The organism is Desulfobotulus mexicanus (genome assembly GCF_006175995.1).
GTDB classification, from domain to species: domain Bacteria; phylum Desulfobacterota; class Desulfobacteria; order Desulfobacterales; family ASO4-4; genus Desulfobotulus; species Desulfobotulus mexicanus.
In genome coordinates this window covers 1-22,752 of the sequence record NZ_VDMB01000030.1, presented here as the reverse complement: position 1 = coordinate 22,752, position 22,752 = coordinate 1, and the positions used below count along the sequence as shown (strand labels likewise).

The 22,752-nt window shown below is 48.5% G+C and carries 19 protein-coding genes and 2 rRNA genes; 8 read left to right on the top strand and 13 right to left on the bottom strand.

From position 1 onward, the window contains the following. Positions 1-349: 349 nt before the first annotated feature. Both FIM25_RS15205 and FIM25_RS15200 read left to right on the top strand, forming a co-directional pair. Entirely contained in the window at positions 350-2,062 is a 1,713-nt protein-coding gene (locus tag FIM25_RS15205) for an acyl-CoA dehydrogenase family protein (protein WP_139450712.1), read from the top strand. A gap of 155 nt (positions 2,063-2,217) precedes the next feature. Next, a complete protein-coding gene (locus FIM25_RS15200) occupies positions 2,218-2,742 on the top strand; it encodes a peptidylprolyl isomerase (protein ID WP_139450711.1) in 525 nt (174 codons plus the stop codon). Between the two features lie 128 nt (positions 2,743-2,870). Here the strand turns inward: FIM25_RS15200 and FIM25_RS15195 are convergent, their stop codons facing one another. Then, entirely contained in the window at positions 2,871-4,526 is a 1,656-nt protein-coding gene (locus FIM25_RS15195) for a Na/Pi cotransporter family protein (RefSeq protein WP_139450710.1), read from the bottom strand. 334 nt (positions 4,527-4,860) lie between these two features. On the opposite strand from FIM25_RS15195, the gene FIM25_RS15190 reads away from it, so the two are divergent. The 3 genes from FIM25_RS15190 (at position 4,861) to FIM25_RS15180 (ending at position 8,040) form a co-directional block, all read left to right on the top strand. Further along, a complete protein-coding gene (locus FIM25_RS15190; protein ID WP_139450709.1) occupies positions 4,861-5,529 on the top strand; it encodes a hypothetical protein in 669 nt (222 codons plus the stop codon). A gap of 548 nt (positions 5,530-6,077) precedes the next feature. Then, entirely contained in the window at positions 6,078-6,956 is an 879-nt protein-coding gene (locus FIM25_RS15185) for a LysR family transcriptional regulator (protein WP_139450708.1), read from the top strand. Positions 6,957-7,038: 82 nt separating this feature from the next. Further along, complete coding sequence (locus FIM25_RS15180; RefSeq protein ID WP_179953435.1) at positions 7,039-8,040, top strand: MBL fold metallo-hydrolase; 1,002 nt, start codon at positions 7,039-7,041, stop codon at positions 8,038-8,040. Here the strand turns inward: FIM25_RS15180 and FIM25_RS15175 are convergent. Then, complete coding sequence (locus tag FIM25_RS15175; protein ID WP_139450706.1) at positions 8,021-8,344, bottom strand: hypothetical protein; 324 nt, start codon at positions 8,342-8,344, stop codon at positions 8,021-8,023. The two genes, FIM25_RS15180 and FIM25_RS15175, sit on opposite strands and share 20 nt — an antisense overlap. A 96-nt stretch (positions 8,345-8,440) precedes the next feature. Here FIM25_RS15175 and FIM25_RS15170 point away from each other — a divergent pair, with 96 nt between their 5' ends. Continuing rightward, on the top strand, positions 8,441-10,141 hold the full coding sequence (locus tag FIM25_RS15170; RefSeq protein WP_139450705.1) for a sigma 54-interacting transcriptional regulator: 1,701 nt from the start codon (positions 8,441-8,443) through the stop codon (positions 10,139-10,141). Positions 10,142-10,151: 10 nt separating this feature from the next. Here the strand turns inward: FIM25_RS15170 and htpX are convergent, their stop codons facing one another. After that, positions 10,152-10,991 carry a zinc metalloprotease HtpX gene (gene htpX, locus FIM25_RS15165; protein ID WP_139450704.1) on the bottom strand — a complete coding sequence of 280 codons (840 nt, stop codon included), beginning with the start codon at positions 10,989-10,991 and terminating at the stop codon, positions 10,152-10,154. A gap of 246 nt (positions 10,992-11,237) precedes the next feature. On the opposite strand from htpX, the gene FIM25_RS15160 reads away from it, so the two are divergent. After that, positions 11,238-12,089 carry a CvfB family protein gene (locus FIM25_RS15160; protein WP_139450703.1) on the top strand — a complete coding sequence of 284 codons (852 nt, stop codon included), beginning with the start codon at positions 11,238-11,240 and terminating at the stop codon, positions 12,087-12,089. A gap of 445 nt (positions 12,090-12,534) precedes the next feature. On the opposite strand, the gene FIM25_RS17175 is transcribed toward FIM25_RS15160, so the two are convergent. The 3 genes from FIM25_RS17175 to clpB form a co-directional block, all read right to left on the bottom strand. After that, positions 12,535-12,678: a hypothetical protein gene (locus tag FIM25_RS17175; protein ID WP_179953434.1), complete on the bottom strand. Its 144-nt coding sequence runs from the start codon at positions 12,676-12,678 to the stop codon at positions 12,535-12,537. Positions 12,679-13,057: 379 nt separating this feature from the next. Further along, on the bottom strand, positions 13,058-13,252 hold the full coding sequence (locus FIM25_RS15155; protein ID WP_139450702.1) for a hypothetical protein: 195 nt from the start codon (positions 13,250-13,252) through the stop codon (positions 13,058-13,060). Then, positions 13,249-15,861, bottom strand: a complete 2,613-nt coding sequence (clpB, locus tag FIM25_RS15150; protein WP_139450701.1) for an ATP-dependent chaperone ClpB — start codon at positions 15,859-15,861, stop codon at positions 13,249-13,251. Before clpB ends, FIM25_RS15155 begins: the two co-directional genes overlap by 4 nt. Before the next feature lie 298 nt (positions 15,862-16,159). Between clpB and FIM25_RS15145 the strand changes: the two genes are divergently transcribed. Then, a complete protein-coding gene (locus tag FIM25_RS15145; RefSeq protein ID WP_139450700.1) occupies positions 16,160-16,627 on the top strand; it encodes a hypothetical protein in 468 nt (155 codons plus the stop codon). An 18-nt stretch (positions 16,628-16,645) separates the two neighbouring features. On the opposite strand, the gene FIM25_RS15140 is transcribed toward FIM25_RS15145, so the two are convergent. The 7 genes from FIM25_RS15140 to FIM25_RS15110 all read right to left on the bottom strand — a co-directional run. Beyond that, positions 16,646-18,511, bottom strand: coding sequence for an aldehyde ferredoxin oxidoreductase family protein (locus FIM25_RS15140; RefSeq protein ID WP_139450699.1), 1,866 nt, complete (start codon positions 18,509-18,511; stop codon positions 16,646-16,648). A gap of 73 nt (positions 18,512-18,584) precedes the next feature. After that, positions 18,585-19,766 (bottom strand): iron-containing alcohol dehydrogenase, encoded by a 1,182-nt coding sequence (locus tag FIM25_RS15135; RefSeq protein WP_139450698.1) that lies wholly within the window; start codon positions 19,764-19,766, stop codon positions 18,585-18,587. A 41-nt stretch (positions 19,767-19,807) separates the two neighbouring features. Then, positions 19,808-20,329 (bottom strand): hypothetical protein, encoded by a 522-nt coding sequence (locus tag FIM25_RS15130; protein WP_139450697.1) that lies wholly within the window; start codon positions 20,327-20,329, stop codon positions 19,808-19,810. 142 nt (positions 20,330-20,471) lie between these two features. Continuing rightward, positions 20,472-21,074, bottom strand: a complete 603-nt coding sequence (locus FIM25_RS15125) for a TetR/AcrR family transcriptional regulator (RefSeq protein ID WP_139450696.1) — start codon at positions 21,072-21,074, stop codon at positions 20,472-20,474. 207 nt (positions 21,075-21,281) lie between these two features. Next, entirely contained in the window at positions 21,282-21,683 is a 402-nt protein-coding gene (locus FIM25_RS15120) for a pancreas/duodenum homeobox protein 1 (RefSeq protein ID WP_139450695.1), read from the bottom strand. Positions 21,684-22,151: 468 nt separating this feature from the next. Beyond that, positions 22,152-22,268, bottom strand: a 5S ribosomal RNA gene (gene rrf / locus FIM25_RS15115). A gap of 141 nt (positions 22,269-22,409) precedes the next feature. Beyond that, positions 22,410-22,752: ribosomal RNA gene (locus tag FIM25_RS15110) — 23S ribosomal RNA — on the bottom strand; the annotation flags it as partial.

Below are 22,752 nucleotides of genomic sequence, written 5' to 3'. Positions count from 1 at the left end.
TAAATAATCTTTTTTTTTAGAAAAAACTATGCGAAAGCCCATTGCGGTAAGCTGATGTGAGTGCTATCACAAAGGGGATGATTTAGAAATGGGATTGAGGGATATCCGGATTCTGCAAAAGTCATCATTATATTAACCGTAGACACATTCGTCCCGTAAAGACAAATAAACAAAACACTTCAAATCCATGCGGATCAAATACTGAACTGAGTGGAAGCTTTTCAAGCAGCGCAACATTCCAGGCCGCCTGCACAACTGCATTCTCAAGCGATGACAAAGCCTGATCCCCGGAATTCAATACCTCCGGGAAGAGGCAAACAACACTATAAAAATATCACAAGGAGGCACCATGGTTCTTTTTAACCCCAAACAGTACAAAGACCGGAACTATCCGGATGAGCGCTCTGCAGAAATCATGAAAAAAACCATTGAGTTCTTTGAAAACAAAGGCCTTGCAAAACTCAAGGAAGATTTCCACAGCCGGGAATTTACCTATGATTTTGCGGAATTTGTAAAAAAAGAAAGAATTTTTGAAACCCTTTTCCTGCCCAAGGGTTACGGAGAAGATCCCAATCAGTACTATTCCACCTACCGCATGTTCGAGTTTTCAGAAATTCTGGGCTTCTACGGATCTGCATACTGGTACATGTTCCATGTCTCCACCCTTGGTCTTGATCCCGTACTGCTGGGAGACAACGAAGAAGCCAAGCACAAGGCCGCAGCCAAGCTTAAAGAAAACCCCCTTTGTGCTTTCGGCCTTTCCGAGCGCACCCATGGAGCAGATATCTATTCCAGCGAGGTGAAGCTGTATCCTCAGGCAGACGGCACCTATCTGGCCCAGGGCTCCAAGTATTATATAGGCAACGGTAATCTTGCCGGTACGGTAACGGTATTTGGTAAAATAGCGGACACCGATGAATACGTCTTTTTTGTGGTAGACTCCAGCCATGAAAAATACGAATGCATCAAAAACGTCATTGCCCAGAATCAGATGTATGTGGCTGAATTCGCCCTGCATGATTATCCCATCACGGAAGCGGAAATCCTCTCCCGTGGTCAGAAGGCCTGGGATGATATGCTCAACACCATCAATATCTGCAAATTCAACATTGGTTCCGCCTCCATTGGTCTTTGCGAGCACTCCCTCTATGAAACCCTGAACCATGCAGCCAAGCGCAAGCTTTTTGGCAAGTATGTAACGGAATTTGCCCACATCCAGCAGCTCTTCTTTGACTCCTGGTGCCGCATCGTGGGCATGAAGCTCTTTGGTCTGCGTGCTACGGACTATCTGCGTGCCGCCAATCCCGAAGACCGCCGCTACCTCCTGTTCAACCCCATCATGAAAATGAAGGTTGCCATTCAGGGCGAGCAGGTCACAGAACTGCTCTGGGACATTCTGGCTGCAAGGGGCTTTGAAAAGGACATGTTCTTCGAGCAGGCCGCCGTGGAGATCAAAGGTATGCCCAAGCTGGAAGGTACCAAGCATGTGAACATGGCACTCATTGCCAAGCTCATCCCCAACTACATCTTCAATCCCAAGGAATACCCTGAGGTTCCCAAAATGAACGGGGGAGAGAACGACGACTTCCTCTTCAATCAGGGTCCCACCAAGGGATACGGCAAAATCCAATTCCACGACTACATGCCCACCTTCAAGGCCCTTTCCCACCTGCCCAACGCAGTGGTCTTCATGGAGCAGATAGAAGCCTTCAAAGAATTTCTCATGGGTTCCGGTATGGATCTCATGGAACAGATGAAAAATTTCGATTTCCTCTATGCTCTGGGTGAATGCTTTGCCATGGTACCCTATGCCCAGCTCATCTGCGAGTCAGCAAAGATGGAAGGCATTTCCGATGACATCCTGGACTCTCTTTTTGACGTCTTTGTAAGGGACATGTCCCGCTATGCCATGGATCTGGCCATGAAGCAGGCCACCAATGAAAAACAGCAGGAACTCTGTACCAAAATGTACAAAAAACCTGTGGTTAATATGGAACGTTATAACCGTATCATTAAAGATGAAATTTACAGCCTGGTGGATGCTTACCACATGAATCCCTGATTCAGGATCACAAATCTGAATTCTTAAAGTGCAATAAGAGAAGCTCTCCGGATACGGGGAGCTTTTTTTACTTTCACCTTCCCGGTGGAGCTGCTAAAAGATCCCCATTCTGTCTAAGGACAGAAAAGGAAAATAAAAACTTCAAGGAGAAAAAAATGTTAAAAAAATCTGAACACAAAGAAGAGGTGAACGGAATTTCCGCCCTCTTTGAAACCAGCATGGGAAATTTTGAAATCGACCTTTTTGTCAAAGAAGTACCTGAAACCGTATGGAACTTTGTCAATCTGGCGGAAGGACGGCAGCGCACCCTGCGTCAGGGTAACTTCTACGACGGCCTCATCTTCCACAGGGTAATTGATGGTTTTATGATTCAGGGCGGCTGCCCCATGGGAACAGGCACAGGAGAACCCGGCTACCGTTTCAAAGACGAATTCCACAAAGATCTGAAACACAATGCCGCAGGTATTCTTTCCATGGCCAATGCCGGTCCAGGCACCAATGGCAGCCAGTTCTTCATCACCCTGGCCCCCACCCCCCACCTGAACAACAGACACTCGGTTTTCGGGATGGTTACCAAAGGCCTTGACGTTGTCATGAATATCGGCAAAACCCCCGTAGACGGACAGGACAAACCCCTTGAGCCTGTGGTCATACAAAAAGTAACCATTCAGCGCAGCTGATCCCCGCCGCATCCTTAAAAAGGCTGCGGAAGTAAATCAGGCTATCCTACAACAAAAACAGGGGCGGCTCCCCCAACGGATGCCGTCCCTGCATATCTCAAAACCTTAGTTTTCAACTCTTTTTTCTACTATTCCAATTCCCGCTGAACCAGTATCTGGGCAATATTAAAAGCGTTATCCCCTACCTTTTCCAGCTTATTGAGTATATCCACAAAAAGAATTCCCATGGCAACACTACAGACACCGGAACTAAGTCTGTCCATATGATTATTTTTAAACTGTATTTTCATCTGGTCAATAAGGTTTTCATCGGCCGTGTCCACCCATATGCCAAACCTTCCCGTATTGTAACCCTCAAAAACATGGGTACAGAAACGGATAGCCACATCAAAAATATCTGCCATTTCATCCCTTGCGGTATCAGAAAAATCCATTTTTTCCTGAATCATTTTCTCTGCATACCGGGCAATGGATTCACTGTAATCACCGATCTTTTCTATGTCATGAATCACATGCATCATACTGTTTATATAAAGGGAATTTCTTTCCGTCATGGGCGTCTGATACAGCCTGACAAGATAACTGCCGATTTCCTTTTCCATGCGATCCACACTGGCTTCAAGCTCATAGATGCGGTTGATCAGCCTCAGATCCCTGTCAAAAATAGCCTTTCTGGCCATAATAAGCATTTCAAGGGCATAGCCGCTCATACGCTGCACTTCCTTACGGGCCTGACGTACAGCCATATCCGGCGTATCAATCAGGTTGTCATCCAGCAGTGTGGCATTGGCATCGGGAATGTCCTTTCCCGGAATCAGCCGCTCACAGATGAGGGCCAGAAAACCAATCAAGGGCAAAAAGACAATAATATTAATAATATTGAAAAGGGTATGTATATTGGCAATATGCCGGGCAACATAAGGATGGAAGCCTTCAGCATTCACAAAATTGGCATCCCCCGGAGTAAGCCTGTCCACAAATTCCGTAAAAAAGGTCAGCAAAATAAGCATATAGATAACGCCGATGGCATTAAAAAGAAAATGGCCCAGAGCTGCCCTTTTGGCGGTTTTATTGGCACCAATGGCTGCAATATTGGCTGTTACCGTAGTCCCAATATTCTCCCCCAGAACAAAAGCCGCAGCCGCATAAAAATCAATAAGACCCGTGCTGGCCAGAGCAATGGTTATACCCATGGTTGCGGAACTGCTCTGCACAATCATTGTCAGAATGGCTCCGGCAAGGACTGCGGCCAGAGGATTCATGGAAAAATAGATAAAAGCTTCACGGAAAATATCACTCTGACGAACAGGAACAAAACTCTGGGTCATAATCTGAAGCCCAAGGAACAAAAGACCAAACCCTATTAAAACTTCTCCCCAGTACTGAAACCTGGGTACCTTTGAAAAAAAGCGTAAAAAAACTCCCACGCCAATGGCCGGGAGTGCTACGCTGGTTATTTTAAAGGCGATTAACTGGGCTGTTACCGTTGTACCGACATTGGCACCCAATACAACACTGAGCGCCTGGGTCAGATTGAGAAGCCCCGCATTCACAAAGCCTACCACCATCACTGTGGTTGCAGAACTGCTCTGAAGCATTGCAGTAACAACAACACCAACAAAGGCACCGACAACACGGTTGGATGTCAGTTTCTCAAGAATAGTGCGCAATGAGTCCCCTGCTGATTTCTGCAGACCATCGGACATCATACGCATACCAAAAAGAAAAAGCCCCAGACCACCAAGCAACTGACAGGCAAAATTCACCCAGTCGATCTCATGCATCCTTATTTCTCCCCATCCGACCCAGCCCCGGCTCGGACGCAAATCCGCCTATCCAGACGACACAACGTCAGGTTGTTTCACAAACACCCGGATAATCCCAGACACAAAAAAAAACAAAACCATCTTTTTCAAATCTCTTCCATGGTTTTGCAGTTAATCCTGAGTTTTTATACACCACATGACCCCACTGTCAATGTGAATCCTGTTGTCTGCTCCAGCAAAGCGCACTTGATTCCCCACTCTAATTGGTGATATGCCCTGAAAATGGAAAGAATGACTTTATAACTTTTTCCCCTTTTCCCATTTCAAAAAACCCAAGAAAAGTGAAAAGCCCATGCGTTTACCCGGTATCACAATGTTTATTGAGAACCCCTTTATTCAGACACGGGTTCTGACCCGGCATCTCAAAGAGTGCGCCTTTGCCTTTCAACAGGCCATGGAATGTATCATATCCAGAAAAAAAGACATGGCACTTCCTTTTAAAGAAGATGTTTTCCGTCTGCGTAAAGAAATTCAGCAACTGGAATGTGGAGGTATTCTCAAATCCCATTTTTTCCGGAGACTTACCATACACCCGAGCCTTTGTTACAGGTATATTCGCGCCCATGGGCGCATTGCCCTGCACATGGAAAAGGTACTCGAGTGGATTCTCGTCAGGGAAGAACCCGTAGCAGACCCCCTTGAAACGGAACTGTTTCTGCTTGCTGATGCAGCGGGTGAAACGGTAGAAGAGCTGGAAAAACTTTCCATAGCAGCGGGATACTGGCTCCAGAAAAAACATGCAAAGAATCATAAAAAAATCATGGCAGCCGCACAGAATATTCTCGATAAAACCGATAATACACAGATTATTGCACGCCGGACAAAAAGAAAAATACTGGAAAGCAGTGCCAGCCCGGCTTCCATGACCCACCTGATGGAACTTGCCAGTCTGATTGAAAGAATCACCGATGATTCCGATGAAATTGCAAGAATTGTCTTTTTTGTACTGAGATCCCCATAACAGAATTAAATATCGAAGATACAGGCAGGACCACAAAAGGAAACACCGGACTTTGTCCGGCGTTTCCTTAAAGGGGAGGTATTGTATAATGATGGAGGTATGATGTGTGCCGGGTATGTCATTTATTCTGAAAGTCAGGGAATCCCTTATCGTGTCAGAGGGGACTTTCAGAACATCCACACCTGTTTGCCAATATAATCTGCCTGAAACAAAAAAACAAATTGATAATTCTGGACAAAGCGACAATTTTTTTTTATTGTTTTTCTAGGCTTAAAAATCATAAAAACAATTGCATACAGCAGCATAGCATAAAATAATGTTTACACCGCAAGCCATACAAGGCTTTTATAGGCACAATCCGGCAAGCAAACTACAGGCTTTAATACAAGTACAGAAATATTTTTTGCAAAAAACGGGGATAGCAAAATTCATCTTATGGTCTTAATGGCTATTTTAAGCACTGCATTTCAAAACCTGCCCTAAAAGGGCATAAAAAAAAGTCCTGCAACTGGCAAGCCGTCTGTATGCAGTGATCTTATGGAGATCCCATGACTTTTCGCCAGCTTGAACTCTTTCTTGCCCTTGCCCGTACACCCCATGTGCGTAAAGTGGCCGAACAGCACTTTCTTACCCAGGCGGCTGTTTCCAGCGCATTGAAAGAACTTGAGAATGAGGTAGGCATTCCCCTGTTTGACCGCTTGAACCGCCGCCTTGTGCTCAATGAAAATGGTAGGGCTCTTTCTGAACGATTAGGCCCCATCATGCAGCAGTTCCATGATACCATAGGTCTCTTCAAAGGCGAGCGCATGAGCGGACACATGCACATTGGTGCATCCGCAACCATTGCAGATTATGTGCTCCCTCAGATTCTTTATCATTTCAGGGATCTTTATCCTGATGTAGCCATCACCACCACATCTGCCAATTCCAGTGAAATTACCCAGAGTGTGGAAAACGGCAAGCTGGACATGGGGTTTGTGGAAGGTGAAGTACAGAGCACCGTAGTGATGTCTGCACCCATTGGAGAGGAAGAAATGGTCATTGTCTCTTCTGATGCCGATTTCGCCCGAAAAAATCCTTATAAAATGGCCTCCCTGCTTTCAAAAAGATGGCTTCTGCGGGAACCCGGATCAGGAACCAGAGACACCTTTCTTCAGGGACTTGGAGATCAGGCCGTGAACCTCAATGTTTTTCTGGAATTTGATCATACCGAATCCGTCAAACGGGTACTGCAGAACCCGGATACCTTAAGCTGCATGTCCCCCTACGCCATAGAACCGGAATTGTTCCATAAAAAACTATTTATTGTCAAAGTAAAGGATCTGCATTTCCCGAGGCGGTTTTACCGCCTGCTGCACAGGGACAAATACGAAACCCGCCCCATGGAGACCTTTTCCCAGATGATTCAGGCCATACTGAATAAGTGATGAAAAAGCCAAAGAACCAATCAATAGCCATGGACCAGAGGTTCCCATATACCAGCTTCTCTTTTTTTTACAGGAGCTCCCAGTGATTTTTGAAATTGAAAAAAACCTGTTCCGGATTCTGGTCCCTTCCCGTATTCCCTTGCTGAAACCGCCGGTAAACCTCTACTTTTTTGCATATCAAGACGGGCTGTTATGGGATGCTGGCTATGGCACCAGGAATGATATAAAAACCGTCATGAAAGCCCTTGAAATCATCTCTCAAATCATGGAAAGCAGGGGAGAATCCTGTCAGGTTTCAAGAATTCTTGTATCCCACGGTCACGGAGATCACTTTGCAGGACTTTACAAGCTCCGTCACCTGACCGGGGCAAAGATACTGCTCACCTCCGCCACGGCAAAAAAAATCAGCTCGGCTGAAGCTTACCGGAAGGCATGGCAGGAAAACACCGGATTCCCCCAGCCCCGCCCACCAGCACTACTCGGGCTTATCTTCCCAGTGATTGAATGGATACAGGAAAAGACCTTCGGTATGCAGTGGGTGAATGAGCCCGATGAAATCATAGCTGAATCAGGAGTTTTACAGGCTGGCAACAGGCTCCTGAGCTATTTTCCCATTCCCGGCCACTCCGATGATCATCTGGCACTTTATGATGCGGCAGCAGGTTTCCTTTTTTCAGGAGATCAGGTACTGCGAACCATCACCCCATGGCTGGGGCCTCCAAAGGGCAGCATCAATGACTACGAAATCAGCCTGAAAAAACTGCAGCGTCTGAAAAACCTGAAAATAATTTTCCCGGCCCATGGCTCTCCCATAGAAGAGCCTCAAAAGCACCTGGACCATGCCCTGGCCCACTCCCGAAAGCGAACCCTGAAAGTCTCCAAAGAAATTCAGAACGCAGGAGATAATGGCATCTCTTTTTACCCTCTTTTGAAAAAAATATATCCAAAGGCATCTTCTGTAACCCGGATCAGTGCCGAAGGCTGGGTCCTGCTGACCCTACACATGCTCATGGATGAAAAAAAAATAAGGACCAAGAACAAAGCAGGAAAGTGGTACTTCTACCCTATGGTAAAGGACCTTTAAAAGTAGGATGGCAGGATATCTCCCTCTGTACCAGAGCTTCTTTGCGCATGATAAAACTGTTTCTGACATAAAGCATAAGATCACAGAAAACCAGAGTACCATTAAAAAAATACAGCCATATGACGGCGTCATAATAATAGACCAGCTTATGCAAAATACCCGCAACATAGCCAAGACATACAATCACCAGAAAAACCGGACTTTTTCCACCATTGGTTCTGGAATGCCAGGATTTCCATATGGATACAGGCCAGGCAAGACCGAAACAGATCAGCATCATAATTTCAAAAATACTTAAAGCCATAGGAACCTCTGATAATATACGGTTTCATTTTCCGGGCAGGATTGAGCCGGAACCAGCCTGTATCCTTTACCCCTTTATACCGGATCCATCAATACCATGATTTCCCAGGATACTTACAAAAGCGTCTTTGAAAATACCGGCACGGGTATGGTTATCATCGAAGAAGATAAAAGCATTTCCCTTGCCAACCTCACCTTCTGCAGACTGGTGGGATGCTCCCATCCTTTGCATCCCTGCCCCTGGACCGACTTTGTGGCCCCGGAAGACAGGGACCGGATGCTCCGCTATCATTATGCCCGAAGAAAAAACAACCATGAAACTCCCCAGAGCTATACCTGCCGCCTTATTGGAAAAGACGGCAGCCGCATCCATGTACGGGTGCGGGTTGCCATGATTCCTGATTCAAAACGAAGTGTGGCCTCTTTTTCCGATATCACAGCTTTTTTAGAGGTTGAGGCAAAACTCCGGAAGCAGGAAGCACAGATGAAAGCCATGGTGGATCACTTTTCCGGTTACCTCTGCGTATTCAACCGCAATCTCATTGTGGAATTCATCAATCAGCCCCTGATGCGCCGCCTCCGCTGCGACGCCACAGGAATGGATGTCACACGCATAATTCCTCTGCCTGAACTGCGCACAGAAACCATGCGCAGGGAAGTTTTTGGCGGAAAAACCCTTAAGCGCCGGGTACACGACCCCGATGATGACAGGTGGTACGATACCGTTGCCACACCCATTTTTGATGCTTCCGGCATCGTCCAGCTGGTTCAGGTCATGATGACAGATGTGACAGAACAGCAGCATGAGGCTGAAAAACTAAGGAACAAAGCCAGCCTCCTGCGCAGCGAGAACAGAAAACTCCGCTCGGACATGGGAGAGCGCTATCGTTTTGGTCAGATTGTAGGCAAAAGCGCTGCCATGCAAAAAATCTATGAGCAGATTCTTCAGGCAGCATCTTCAGGAGAACCACTTCTCATCACAGGGGAGTCCGGAACAGGAAAGGAGCTTGTAGCCCAGGCTGTGCAGGGAGCAGGAAGAAGAAAAAGCCGCCCCTTTGTCACCGTCAACTGCGGAGCCATCCCTCCCGGGATTCTTGAAAGTGAATTTTTCGGATACAAAAAGGGGGCCTTCAGCGGTGCCCATCAGGACAAACGTGGTTACATGGCCATGGCCCACGGTGCAACCCTTTTTCTCGATGAAATCGGAGAACTGGGCAAAAATCTGCAGGTCAAACTGCTGAGGGCCCTTGAACTGGGAGAATACTTTCCCTTGGGTGGTACTTCAGCCCACCGTTCAGACTTCAGACTCATCTGCGCAACCAACAGGGATCTTACAAAGGAAGTTGCTGAAGGACGCATGCGGGAAGATTTCTACTACCGGATCAATATCCTTACCATCCACCTGCCTCCTTTGAGGGAAAGACGGGAAGACATTCCTCTGCTTGTGGATCATTTTACCCGAATGCAGGAAAAAAAACCTCTCCCTATCCCGCCCGGCATGATGGAAAGACTTCTTCAACACGACTGGCCCGGAAATGTAAGGGAGCTTCAGAACACGCTCCAGCGTTTTTTCACCCTGAATCACACGGATCTGCCTGGTCTGTCTCAGCAGAAAACGGCCTCCCCCTTTCCTGAAAGCAAAATTATGGGAGAGGCCGTTGCCGCCTTTGAGCGGCAGCATATTCTAAAGGTACTGGAAGAAAACCACTGGCATAAAATCAAAACAGCTAAAGCCCTTGGTATCCACAGAAAAACCCTCTTTCTCAAGATGAGGGCCTATGGCCTGCTGGAGGTCTGAAAACTGAACACTACCTGCCTGCCATGGCCTTGAGCTTTGCAATGCGCTCTTCCATGGGAGGATGGGTGGAAAAAAACTTTGCCATGGAAGATCCGCTCAGGGGATTTACGATGAACATGTGGGCCGTAGCCGGCCTGGCCTCTTCCATAGGTTTTCGGATACTGCCCTGCTGCAGTCTGTCCAAAGCCCTTGCAAGGGCCATGGGATTGCCGCAGAGGGATGCGCCTCTGGCATCGGCCAGATATTCTCTGGATCTTGAAACAGCCATCTGTATAAGGCTGGCTGCCACGGGCGCAATGAAAGCCAGTATCAGCCCACCAGCCACATTGCCCCTTCCACCGTCTCCGCCACGGCCACCGAAGATGGCAGCCCACTGCATCATACTCCCTATCATGGCGATGGCTCCGGCAAAGGTGGCCGCAACGGTACCAATCAGCGTATCCCTATTGGCCACGTGAGCCAGCTCATGGGCCATAACTCCTTCCAGCTCATCATGGGAGAGAAGGGCAATGATACCCCTCGTGGCCGCAACGGCAGCATTTTCAGGATTTCTGCCCGTTGCAAAGGCATTGGGGCTGTCCGTTGGAATGATATAAACCTTCGGCATGGGAAGCCCTCCCTTATGGGCCAGCTTTTCCACCATTTTATAAAGGGGAGTTTCAGGCCCTGCTTCCTCGGCATTGTACATCTTCAGAATTATTTTGTCGGAGTTCCAGTAGGCGAAAAAATTCATGCCTGCTGCAATAATAAATGCAATCATGGCACCGGAGCTGCCGCCAAGGGCACTGCCCATGCCCACCAGAATCAGGGTCAGAAGGGTCAGTAAAAATCCGGTTTTCAGGGTGTTCATGGAAGACCTCCGTCAATAATATGGGGCATATGGATGCCTGTTTATTTCAGCTAAAATCCGCTACGCTGAACCGATACAGAAAATAAGGTTATTTCATGCTTCGTCAAGATATGAACAAAGCTTCACAGCACTGCCATTTGCCTTGACCGGCCTGCTGGGATACAATGGCTTTCATACATAATCCGCCACGGAAAGGCTGTGGGGATTCATGCATTTAAAAAGAACAGAATATGAAAAAGGCAACCCATGCTCAAAACAGGTGAAATAAATGACCTTCTGGTCGAACGCCGTCTGGAATTCGGTTTTTACTTAAGCTCCGGTGAAGAAGAAGTTCTGCTCCCCAACAAGTATGTACCGGAAGGCCTTGTCCCCGGAGACCGCATAAATGTTTTTGTCTATACGGATTCCGAAGACAGACCCATTGCAACAACCCTTGTACCCAAAGCCATGGTGGGAGATTATGCCCTCCTTAGCGTCAAAGATGTCACAGACTTCGGAACCTTTTTCGACTGGGGCCTTGAAAAAGATCTCCTGGTTCCCCTGAATCAGCAACGCCATCCCATGGCTCCGGGACAGCGTCATGTGGTGCATCTCTGTCTGGATGAAGTGACCCGCAGGGTTTACGGCACTACCCGAATTTCCCGCTCCTGTGACAAAAACATTGAAAGCCTGAAACCCGGACAGGAAGTTCACCTTTTAATCTATAACATAACAAAACTGGGCTTTCAGGCTGTTATCAATCACCGCCATGACGGCATGATCCACAAGAACGAAACCTTTGAAAACCTTGCCATAGGCGATGAAAAAACCGGATATATCTCAAAGATTCAGGCCGATGGAAAAATCGACCTTGTCCTTAAAAAACCCGGCTACGCTTCCATTTCCACCTCCATGGAAAAGGTCATCCATACCCTTGAAACCGAAAAGGGTTTTATACCCTGCACAGACAAGACGGAACCCGAAAAAATCTACCGTTTTTTTTCCATGAGCAAGAAAGAATTCAAAAAAGCCATCGGCGGTCTGCTGAAAGCCGGGAAGGTTGAAATGGACCCGGAGGGCATCCGGCTGAAAACAGAAAGTACCCCTGATAACAAGTAGAAAGCTACGTATTCAGTACAGTTTTCCAGGTGCCATACCTGCCAGACAGATGCACAGCCACCCAGACTATTTGCCCGTGACGCAATCTTATTCTTAGAGCTTCTTGGCCCTGTGCGGAAGCGGCAAAAACTCGCCGCCACAGGCAGAATAAGCTTTTTGATTACCATGGCAGGCTTAAGCACGCTGCCTTTGTGCGGCTCAGACAGTTTGCCGCTTCTTTCGCACAGGCCTGCGAAGCTCTGATCCGAAACGATTGCAATGCCACTTGCAAATAGCCAGGGTGCCTTGCAATAGCACGAAGCTGCTACAATTACTGCATTGGATTTTCAGATTAAACTGTGCTGAACAATTACATAAAAAGCAACACCATAAAAAATCCGAATAAAAAAAGGGCGACCCAGAAAACATCTTCTGAGCCGCCCTTTGAATATAAATACCGTATCCGTCAGTGGCCGGTACCGCAGGAACCTGAGCTACAGGAACCACAACCACCAGCACCAAAATCTATGCTGGAATCTATTTTAAATCCCATGGATGTGAAATCAATCTTTACGGGTGCCGCCTGCTTAAGAAAATCCGCTTCTGCCACAAAGGTATGACCTTCGATGGTGAAAACCTCATCCTTGCTGTTTGGCTCATCCAGAGCCAGTGCCAGAGAAGGCCCGGCTCAGCCCCCGGAATGCACAAACAGGCGAAGGGGCATTAATTCCCGCCCTTCAAAATAGGCATTAATCTGCTCAATGGCAGCAGGGCTTACTTCAATCATTGGACCTCCTTTAAAAAAACCGTTGTTAACGGCAATCATTTAACTGGAATTGCATCATCAGCAATCCGGAAACTTTGCAAAAGTTAAACAGATCCATTTATATTGTCAATAGAGTCCAAAAGAGAGATAGAAAAAATCCATACAAAGACTTCAGAAATACCGGATATATACTTACAAATCCCTAAGGATCAAAAACCTGCCCTTACAATTCTTTTTCCAGAAGAGAGACCCTTTCCGCCATAAGGGTATCGCAGATTTCCTTTTTAACAAAATACCGCCCCAAAACCAGAGCCAGTTCTTTCTGGCTCGGGGCGGTCCCGGATATTGTTTCCACAAAGGTGGCAATGGCTTCCAGGGATTTCCGGAGTTCCGGATCAAGGGACTTGAAATCGCTCATAGATCTGTCCTTTCAGGGGAGATATCAAAAACAAGGGCTGTATCCTGCCCGTCCTTTATCGCAGAAACCCTTATCTCACTGCCCTCAGGCATATCCCCTTTAAGAATTTTTACGGCCAGAGGGTTTTCCAGAAGCTGCTGTATAACCCGCTTCAGGGGCCTTGCACCATAAACAGGGCTGTATCCCTTCTCCGCCAGCAATGCAGAGGCTGCTTCATCCAGCACAAGACGCACCCGCTTTTCACCCAGTCGCGCCTCCAGACGCTTCATCTGAATAGATACAATACTCTGAATCTGATCGGGCTTTAAGGCTTCAAAAATGATGGTCTCATCAATACGGTTTAAAAACTCAGGCTTGAAGGTTGCCCGCAGGGCAGCTTCTATGCCCGCCTCAATTTCAGAGCGATCCATACTTTCCATTTCCTGAATCATCCGGCTGCCCACATTGGAGGTCATGATGATCAGAGTGTTTCTGAAATCAACGGTCCTGCCATGGCCATCGGTGAGACGACCATCATCCAGCATCTGTAAAAGCAGATTGAAAACATCGGGATGGGCCTTTTCTATCTCATCAAAAAGAATCACGCTGTAGGGCCGCCTTCGTACCGCTTCGGTAAGATAACCGCCCTCCTCATATCCCACATAACCCGGAGGCGCACCAATGAGCCTTGCCACGGAATGTTTTTCCATGAACTCGCTCATATCAATGCGCACCATGGCCTGTTCCGTATCAAAGAGAAAAGAGGCCAGAGTCTTGGCCAGTTCCGTCTTGCCCACACCCGTAGGTCCCATAAAGATAAAGCTTCCCATGGGCCGGTCAGGATCCTGAAGACCGGAACGGGATCTGCGCACGGCATTGGCCACGGCCACCACCGCATCATGCTGCCCTATCACACGCTGGCCCAGCACCTCTTCCATGCGCAAAAGCTTTTCCCTTTCCCCTTCCATCATCCGGGCCACGGGAATACCTGTCCAGCGGGAAACCACTTCCGCAATATCCTCGGCGTCCACCTCCTCACGAAGCATTCGGTTTTCTCCCTGCAGCTCTGAAAGATAGTTTTTGGCCGATTCCAGTTCTTTACCCGTTTCCAGCATCAGGCCATAACGGATTTCCGCAACACGTGCCAGATCTCCCCTGCGCTGGGCCTGCTCTTCCTCTATACCCAGCTGTTCCATTCTCTCTTTTATTTCACGGATACGACCTATGGTATCCTTTTCATTCTGCCAGCGGCCCCGCTGCTCCTGTACTTCCTCTTTCAGTCCTGCAAGTTCCAGCTCAAGCTTTTCAAGTCTTGATGCAGAAGCCGCATCACTTTCTTTGCGCAAAGCTTCCCGTTCAATCTCAAGCTGGGTCATGCGGCGCTGCAATTCATCAATGGCAGCTGGCATGGAATCAAGTTCCATGCGTATCTTGGAAGCGCACTCATCCATAAGGTCAATGGCTTTGTCCGGCAGAAAACGATCGGAAATATAACGATCCGACAGCATGGCCGCAGCCACAAGGGCAGAATCCTTGATCCTCACCCCATGGTGCACCTCATATTTTTCCTTCAAACCCCTGAGAATGGAAACCGTATCCTCCACACTGGGTTCCTGGACCAGAACGGGCTGAAAACGACGCTCCAGAGCCGCATCCTTTTCTATATATTTTCTGTATTCATTCAAAGTGGTGGCCCCCACACAGTGCAAAAGACCACGGGCCAAAGCAGGCTTCAGCATATTGGATGCATCCATGGAGCCTTCGGCCGCACCAGCCCCCACAAGGGTGTGAAGCTCGTCAATGAAGAGGATTATACCGCCTTCGGCATTTTCCACTTCCTTTAATACGGCCTTCAGCCTGTCCTCAAACTCACCACGGTATTTGGCTCCGGCTATAAGAGCACCCATATCCAGCGTCAAAAGACGCTTGTCTTTCAGGGATTCCGCCACATCTCCTTCCACAATACGACGAGCAAGACCTTCCACAATGGCGGTCTTTCCCACCCCCGGCTCACCAATAAGAACGGGATTGTTTTTGGTTCTCCGGGAAAGTACCTGCACCACCCGCCGGATTTCCTCGTCCCGGCCGATCACAGGATCAAGCTTGCCTGCCCGGGCCAGCTCCGTCAAATCCCTGGCATACTTTTCCAGAGCCTGATATTTATCCTCAGGATTGGGGTCCCTTACCTTACCATTACCCCTTATGCCCTGAAGGGTCTCCAGAATACCCTGTCTGGAAATTCCGCAACGGGAAAAAATGGCTGCAATGCCATCTTTGTCTCCGCTAAGGGCAAGAAGCAAATGTTCCACGCTTAAGTACTGATCCTTCATAGTGTCGGCTTCTTTAAAAGCCGCTTCCAGTACCTTATGGAGATTCCTTGACAGGCCCCTCTCACCTGCAGCACCTGTGACCTTCGGATACTTTTTCAGAAGTTCCGATACTTCCTGCTGAAGCTGCTGCAGCGGCACCCCGATTTTCCGGAAAATGGCCATGGCAATACCGGATTCATCCAGAAGCATGGCTTCAAGGAGATGTCCCGGTTCCACCTGGGGATGGGTATAGTTTTCTGCCCTTTGCAGGGCTTCCTGTAAAAGTTCCTGACTTTTCAAAGTGAATTTATCAAAACGCATGGCGTCTCCTTATTTTTAATGAAAAAAGTCCATATCGAAGCATGCTTTTTCCAAAGAATCATAAGCATCGGCCCAAAACTGTCAAATAAACGGTCTGGAATTTGCATCTGTTTTTTGCTATGGTTCCACCCATAAAAAAAGGGGCCATAAAGCCCCAGCTGCCTGTCACATAAAATTATTTTCTGATTACCACCTTCCTTACAGCCTTAAAGTCAGAACTATTGCAAAGGAAGTTTTTTACGCCTGCCAGCGGGCACCCATAAAGGATGCCACTTCAACTCCCACATCAGGATACCCTATGCTCAGTGATTTCATGGACACCATTGTTTCAAGAGGGGCCGAAGCCCTCTTACCCCACAATCTCCCGGACATCTGGCTGGAGCCCGTATTCCGGGCCGCCACCCGCTTTCTCCGTCATGCATCCGGCAACAGCCCGGCCGAAGCAGGGGAAAATCCCATGGACCTTTTTGAAGACATGGACGGCAGCCTTTTTCTGGCCGCCATCACAGAAATCATCCAGTCCCGTTATGATTATCCCGCACACTTTCAAATGGAAACCCTTCCCGAAGAAGTGCTGTTTGAAAGCATTGCCTGCTATGCCATGTATGCAGCACTGGAAACAATCCACAGACAGCATAGCATAAACTACCCCCATCCGGATCCAGACACCCTGCTTGAGCCGGAAACCATACTGGAAATAGAAGAAGAAAATCCTAAGCTTTCTGAGCTTCTACACAAAACCTTCAGCGGTCCGGAAAAAAAATAATCCGAACTGTACCTTAAATTACGGACGAATCCCTATTCCCAACCCATCCAGAAGCTCTGCCTTTGGAATACCGCTGCCATCATATCCCCTTAAAGTATAGTAGCGATCCAGCATCTTCTTTAAGGGTACGGTGCGCTTTTTTTTGTCTCCCCTGCGGCTTTCCCTGAGAAGACGGTCAGGCAGGGTATCCTCCTTGCGGGAGACACCCATGCGGGTGTTCATGTAGCGTTCCAGGACATGGATACGCTCGCCTGCCTTTAACACCTCGGAAGAAGAAAGTCTTTCTCCTGTGATGGAAGTCCAGAGATTAGTATAAGCGCTGAAATCCATAAGGGCGATGGCAAGTTTCGGCACAAAGCGCATGAGGATGGCCAGCATGAAATCCGGTGTATATTTGGAAAGGGGCGGTTCCAGAGTATAGGCAAACATGGTGAACTGGCAGCTTTGCAGGGCATTGATGACGCAGGTGAGGTTTTCAAAGAAAATGACAAACTCCGCCTTGGCCTGAGTGGAATGGCGGTCGAGAAGACCAAAGTACACCTCCAGGGCCACAAGATAGGCGGAAAGATGGCAGGCTCCCCGGTTGGCCACGGCATAGGCCAGTCCCTGCCCGGTGCTGCCCCTTGGATCGTAGGCGGCCATCTCAAGGCCCTTCACCTGCATGGCAAAGGCTTCTCCACCGTAACGGCTGGCAAGATAGCGGCTGCCCTTGGCCATTTCCGCACCAAAGCCTTCATTTCTTGCTATGGAAATAAGGGCCTCGCTCACCCCTTCGGCAGAACCAAAACGCAGAGGACTTTCCACAAGGCCCTTTTCCGAAGCCTCCATAACCCAGGCCAGAGTACCACCTGCGCTGATGGTATCCATGCCCAGATCAGAACAGATCCGGTTCCATTCCGCATTTTTTTCCCTATCAAAGATAGCAAGATTGGTACCGAGAAGTACTGTGGTTTCAAATTCAGGAACGGGCATCCGTTTTCCACCATAGGTACCCGAATGGCCGCAGAGGATGGTGCAGGGCTTGCAGGTATGAAAACGGGTATCGTGCAGATCCTTTGTCATTTCCCCGGACATTTCAAAGGCTCTGTCATGGCGGCCTGCCCGGAAGTTTTCCACGGGAAGGATGTTGGCCTCGTTGTTGGGGTTGAGGTTCATGTTGGTCCCGTAGTTGCGAAGCCCAACAGAGCTGGTCTCATTGCGCTGAATATAGGCGTTGCCCCGCTTTTTCGCCCTTTCAAAGGCTTTGGCATTTTTGGGCAGAATTTTATAGGCCCCGCCCTTGGCCACAATGGCCTTGACCTTTTTAGCCCCGAAAACGGCTCCCATGCCGCCCCGACCAAGAAAGCGATGACCAGAAGCCACATTGGCAAAGGCCACAAGGTTTTCTCCCGCAGGTCCGATGACCAGAGCCGCCTCCTTGCCACTGGCAAGGGCCTTCTGACTTTCCTGGGTATCCATGCCCCAGAAGGGCTGGCCGTCCTCAAAGATCACACCCTCCTCATCCAGCCGGAGAATGACGGGTGTGGTGGAAACTCCTTTCAGGATCAGCCCGTCCCAGCCTGCGGTTTTAAGCTGCATGCCAAAGGGCCCGCCGCAGGAAGAGCTGGTCATGATCCCTGTCAGGGGGGAACGGGTTACGGCATGGAACCTTCCCGAGCAGGGCGCTCCCGTCCCCATGAGCACACCGGGCATAAGGGCGACGATGTTCTCCGGCCCCAAAGGATCGGCATTGAGGGGCATACGGTCATACACCAGTTTCAGGCCTAAGCCCTTGGCCCCCAGCCACTGCCTGCGTTCTTCCCTTGAAACCGTATATATGGAAAAGCTGCGGGTGGTGAGATCCACCTCCAGCACACGGTTGGATGTTCCTGAAATTTCCTTCATATCCTTCACTTTCCCCTTCAATTTTGACGTTGCAACACGAATAAATCCGGTGAAATGAAATTTTCTTGCACCATCAGAAGGCTTTTTTCAAAACAGCTTTGGCGTCTTCCATGTCCATTTCTTTAGGGTTCATCATCAAAGCGCCATCATTGATGGCCTTCAAAGCGATTTCTCCCAGTTGATCCTCACGGGCTCCGGCGTCCTTTAAACGCATGGGCAGCCCTGCCTTGATTTCCAGAGCCTTTTGCAGCTTATTGAGGGACTCAAGAAGACGTTCCGGTCTGGACTGGGGAGGGGTTGCCGCATATATCTCCGCACCGCCTAAGGGAAGAAGCAGCTCGCCGATTATCTCAGCCCTTTCGGGAAGATTATAGGCCAGTCCGTGGGGCAGAAAGATGCCCATGGCCACCCCATGGGGAATGTGGCAGACCGCACCCGTTGCGTGCCCCAGGGCATGGACCATGCCAACCATGGAATTGGAGAAGGCAGCACCTGCCATACAGGAAGCGTTGGCAAGGGCCAGGCGTGCGGTGGCATTTTTGCCATCTTCCACGGCAAGGGGCAGATAACGGCTTATGAGGGTAATGGCTGCCGTGGCATGGGCGTCACTTAAAGGATTTTTTTGCAGGCAGGTATAGGCTTCCATGGCATGGCTCAAGGCATCCATACCCGTGGCCGCCGTGATTTTTGCAGGCATGGTGAGGGTCATGCGGGGGTCAATGAGGGCAAGATTGGGCAGAAGGTGGCGAGACATAAAGGCCATCTTCACATTTCTTTTTATATCAGCAATCACCGCCACCAGGGTCACTTCCGAGCCTGTACCTGCGGTGGTGGGCACCACCACAAGGGGCTTTAAGGGTCCGGTGAGCCGATCTGCGCCCATGTAATCCTTCAGCTCTCCCTTATCGTGGGACACCACGATATTGACTCCCTTGGCCGTGTCAATGGGGGAGCCCCCGCCCACGGCCACAAGACCATCGCACCCGTTAGCACGATAGACTTCGGCAATGGCGTTGACCACATCCACGGAGGAATCCGGAGGCACATCATCATAGATGGCACCTATGGTCATGCCGGAGCTGCCAAAGGCTTCCTGCACGACCTGAATAAGACCTGCGGCCACCACCCCCTTGTCCGTGACAATGAGAGGGCGGGTAACGCCCATCTGGGAAAGTTCATAGGGAAGGTTGTCCAGGGCCTTGTGACCGGAAACGATTTTCACTGGATTATAAAACTCAAAATAGGAAGGCAGCATGGGAGGACTCCTTAGAGGTTTTAAAATATGGAAAAAAAGCCCTACAGGCCAAAGGGAATTCCTAAGGTATAGATGTAAAGCCGCCGCCGGACAGGCCGCAGCACAGGAGGCATGCGTTTGACCAGGGGACGGCAGATGAAAGCGGGGTAAAGATAGGCCAGCAGGCGGTCGAGGCAGCGCACAAAGGACATGGACCTTGCCACATCCCCCACAAGACTGAGGCGATTTTCCGCAAAGGCCCGGGCGGATCCCATCTGCGGGGTCAGAACGAGAAAGGCACTTTCAATATTTTTAAAGCGGATGATGAGATCGGCATCTTCCTTTGCCCATCCCGCATAGCGGATGCGCCCGTCCACCTTCTTAAGCAGCATGGAAGGCCCCTTGGGCAGGATGCACATGGCAAGGGTAAACCCCTCCTCCCATTCCGCCACCTCCCTGCGGATGCCCGCATCCAGCTTTGCTGCGGACTGAAATGCCCTGCCCAGTACAAAAAAGACCACATGGGCCACCAGTTCCTTAAACCATTTCCGGCCCGGCCTCAAAGGTTGATAAACTTTTTCCATTACTGGCTCCTCTATCCTGAAGTTTTAAAAAGCACACCCATGGAAGAACAATTAAAAAAGGGAAAAATTTGAAACCTTTATTCTGCGTAAACGACCATGCCCTTAAAACAGGTTTATAAGCACAAAAACCACTTGCTGTTTTTTACACCATCAACTTCTCCAAATCCGGCTTTTCGGAAAAAAAGACATTCAATGCCATCAAAGCCTCCACCAGATGCGTAAAATCAACTTCCTTCTGACGGACAAGATCCTGAATAATAAAACCATCTATAATGGAAATGATCAGTTGAGCAGCAAAAGCAGGTGCCCTGTGTCCGGGAAACAACTGACTTAGGGAATCCTGAAGTAAGTTTTCCCATCCCTTATAACTTCCTGCAATTTTGCTCCGCAACTCAGGGTTTCCAGCAACAGCCTCCCGAACCAGATGCAGGTGAAGACGCCCCCTGCCCTTTGCCTCCAGCAATGAACTCATCAGAGCAGAAAACAAACGATCAGGACATTTCTTCATACGGTTCAAAAGACTCAAAAGCTCATCCGTTATGGCTTCCATATGCGTTTCTGTAATGTGGAAGATCAGATCATTTTTTGATGCAAAATGATAATGCAGAGTTCCTTTACTGACTCCAGCCTCAGCTGCAATGTCCGATAAAGATGCCTTGTCTATGCCTTTATCCAGAAAAAGACGTGTTGCTGAATCAAGAATATTCTCCCGGGCCAGTCCACGGGGTTTTTCTACTGCAGCCATATTTTCCTCCTATCGATCGTCCAACCGACCGAAACAGTGTTTTGCATTAATGCACAAATAATTTATTCCTGTCAAGAACTCTATTCATAAAAAAAGCCACAGAAATCTGTGGCTTTTTAAAGTTACAACTGGCTCTTCACAATAGAGGTATCCGCAAAAGACAATCCGGATTAAAAACATCCAGAAGCACAAACGAATAAAAAAACGTCACAGGGCTTTCAACTCCAGACGCAGAGGTATCTCATGACAATCCCTACTTACTTCACGGGTGGGGCCAAGTTCCCATTTCTTGCAAGCAACGCCATCCCCCATAATTGACAACAGCTCCGAGACCAGACCTTTTACATTGATAACCGGATGACGCATAAAAACATCCGGAAGACCATAGGTCAGACTGCAAACCAGACATTTTCCAGGCCTCTGCTCCAGAACAAAAGCAAAGTCGAGAAGATTTTCACGGGGCTCTCCACGAAAAGCCAAGCCAATGTCGTAGGCCCCCTCTTCTGCATCACCAAAGAGGGCATCAAAAAAAGCATCCGATTTTTCCCTAGGAAATAAGTCTTTAAGTTTTTCAGGCGTTAAAATAGTGTTCCAATCTTTTAATCCCATTGATTCTCCCCTGACAAAATCTTTTCCCACTGCCAGATTTATTTCTGACTGCAATCCGAGAGAACTTCATAAAACAGTTAAAAAACGCAGTGCCCACAAATCACGCTTTTTAAACTCCAAAAGAAGTATTTTACCCCAGCTTCACCCTCGTAATGAAAAGATTCTCCCATCTTCCTTTACAGTAAAATCAAATCCTGCCTCTACAAAGCAGCTCCCAATGCCGCAACCTTATCCTAAGGGCCGTGTGCCGTCAATAAGACACATGGGTGTGACAGCAAGGAGGCCAGATAAGGATGACTTAACAAAGGCAGGTCTTATACCTGCCCGCATCATGCGTAAAGACATGAATCGGGCCGTAGATAAAGATTAAGGAGGTAAAAACGACAGGGCAAGGAAGGAATAATAAAATCAAATAAAAAACGCCCTGTCTTCGAGGTGAAATCACCTTGAAGGCAGGGCGTTAAAAGAATCCGGCGGCGTCCTACTCTCCCACACAGTTGCCCATGCAGTACCATCGGCGCAGTCAAGCTTAACTTCCGTGTTCGGGATGGGAACGGGTGTGACCTTGACGCCATCGCCACCGAAAATTGTATTTCGATGTATTGTATTAAAAAAGAACTAAAGGCTTTTACACCTTATTCATTCATGCGTCGAGTTATTTTTTTTATYTATGACAAGCTCATTAAAACCAAAGCGCTTTTGCTGYAATCAAAGATCACCAATATTGTGGCTAAGCCTCACGACCGATTAGTACCGGTAAGCTCCATGCATTACTGCACTTACACACCCGGCCTATCAACCTTGTAGTCTCCAAGGGGTCTTTAGCTGACTTGACGTCAGGGGATATCTAATCTTGAAGTTGGCTTCCCGCTTAGATGCTTTCAGCGGTTATCCGTACCGAACTTAGCTACCCTGCTATGCCGCTGGCGCRACAACAGGAACACCAGTGGTTCGTCCATTCCGGTCCTCTCGTACTAGGAACAGATCTCCTCAAATATCCAACGCCCACGGAAGATAGGGACCAAACTGTCTCACGACGTTTTAAACCCAGCTCGCGTACCACTTTAAT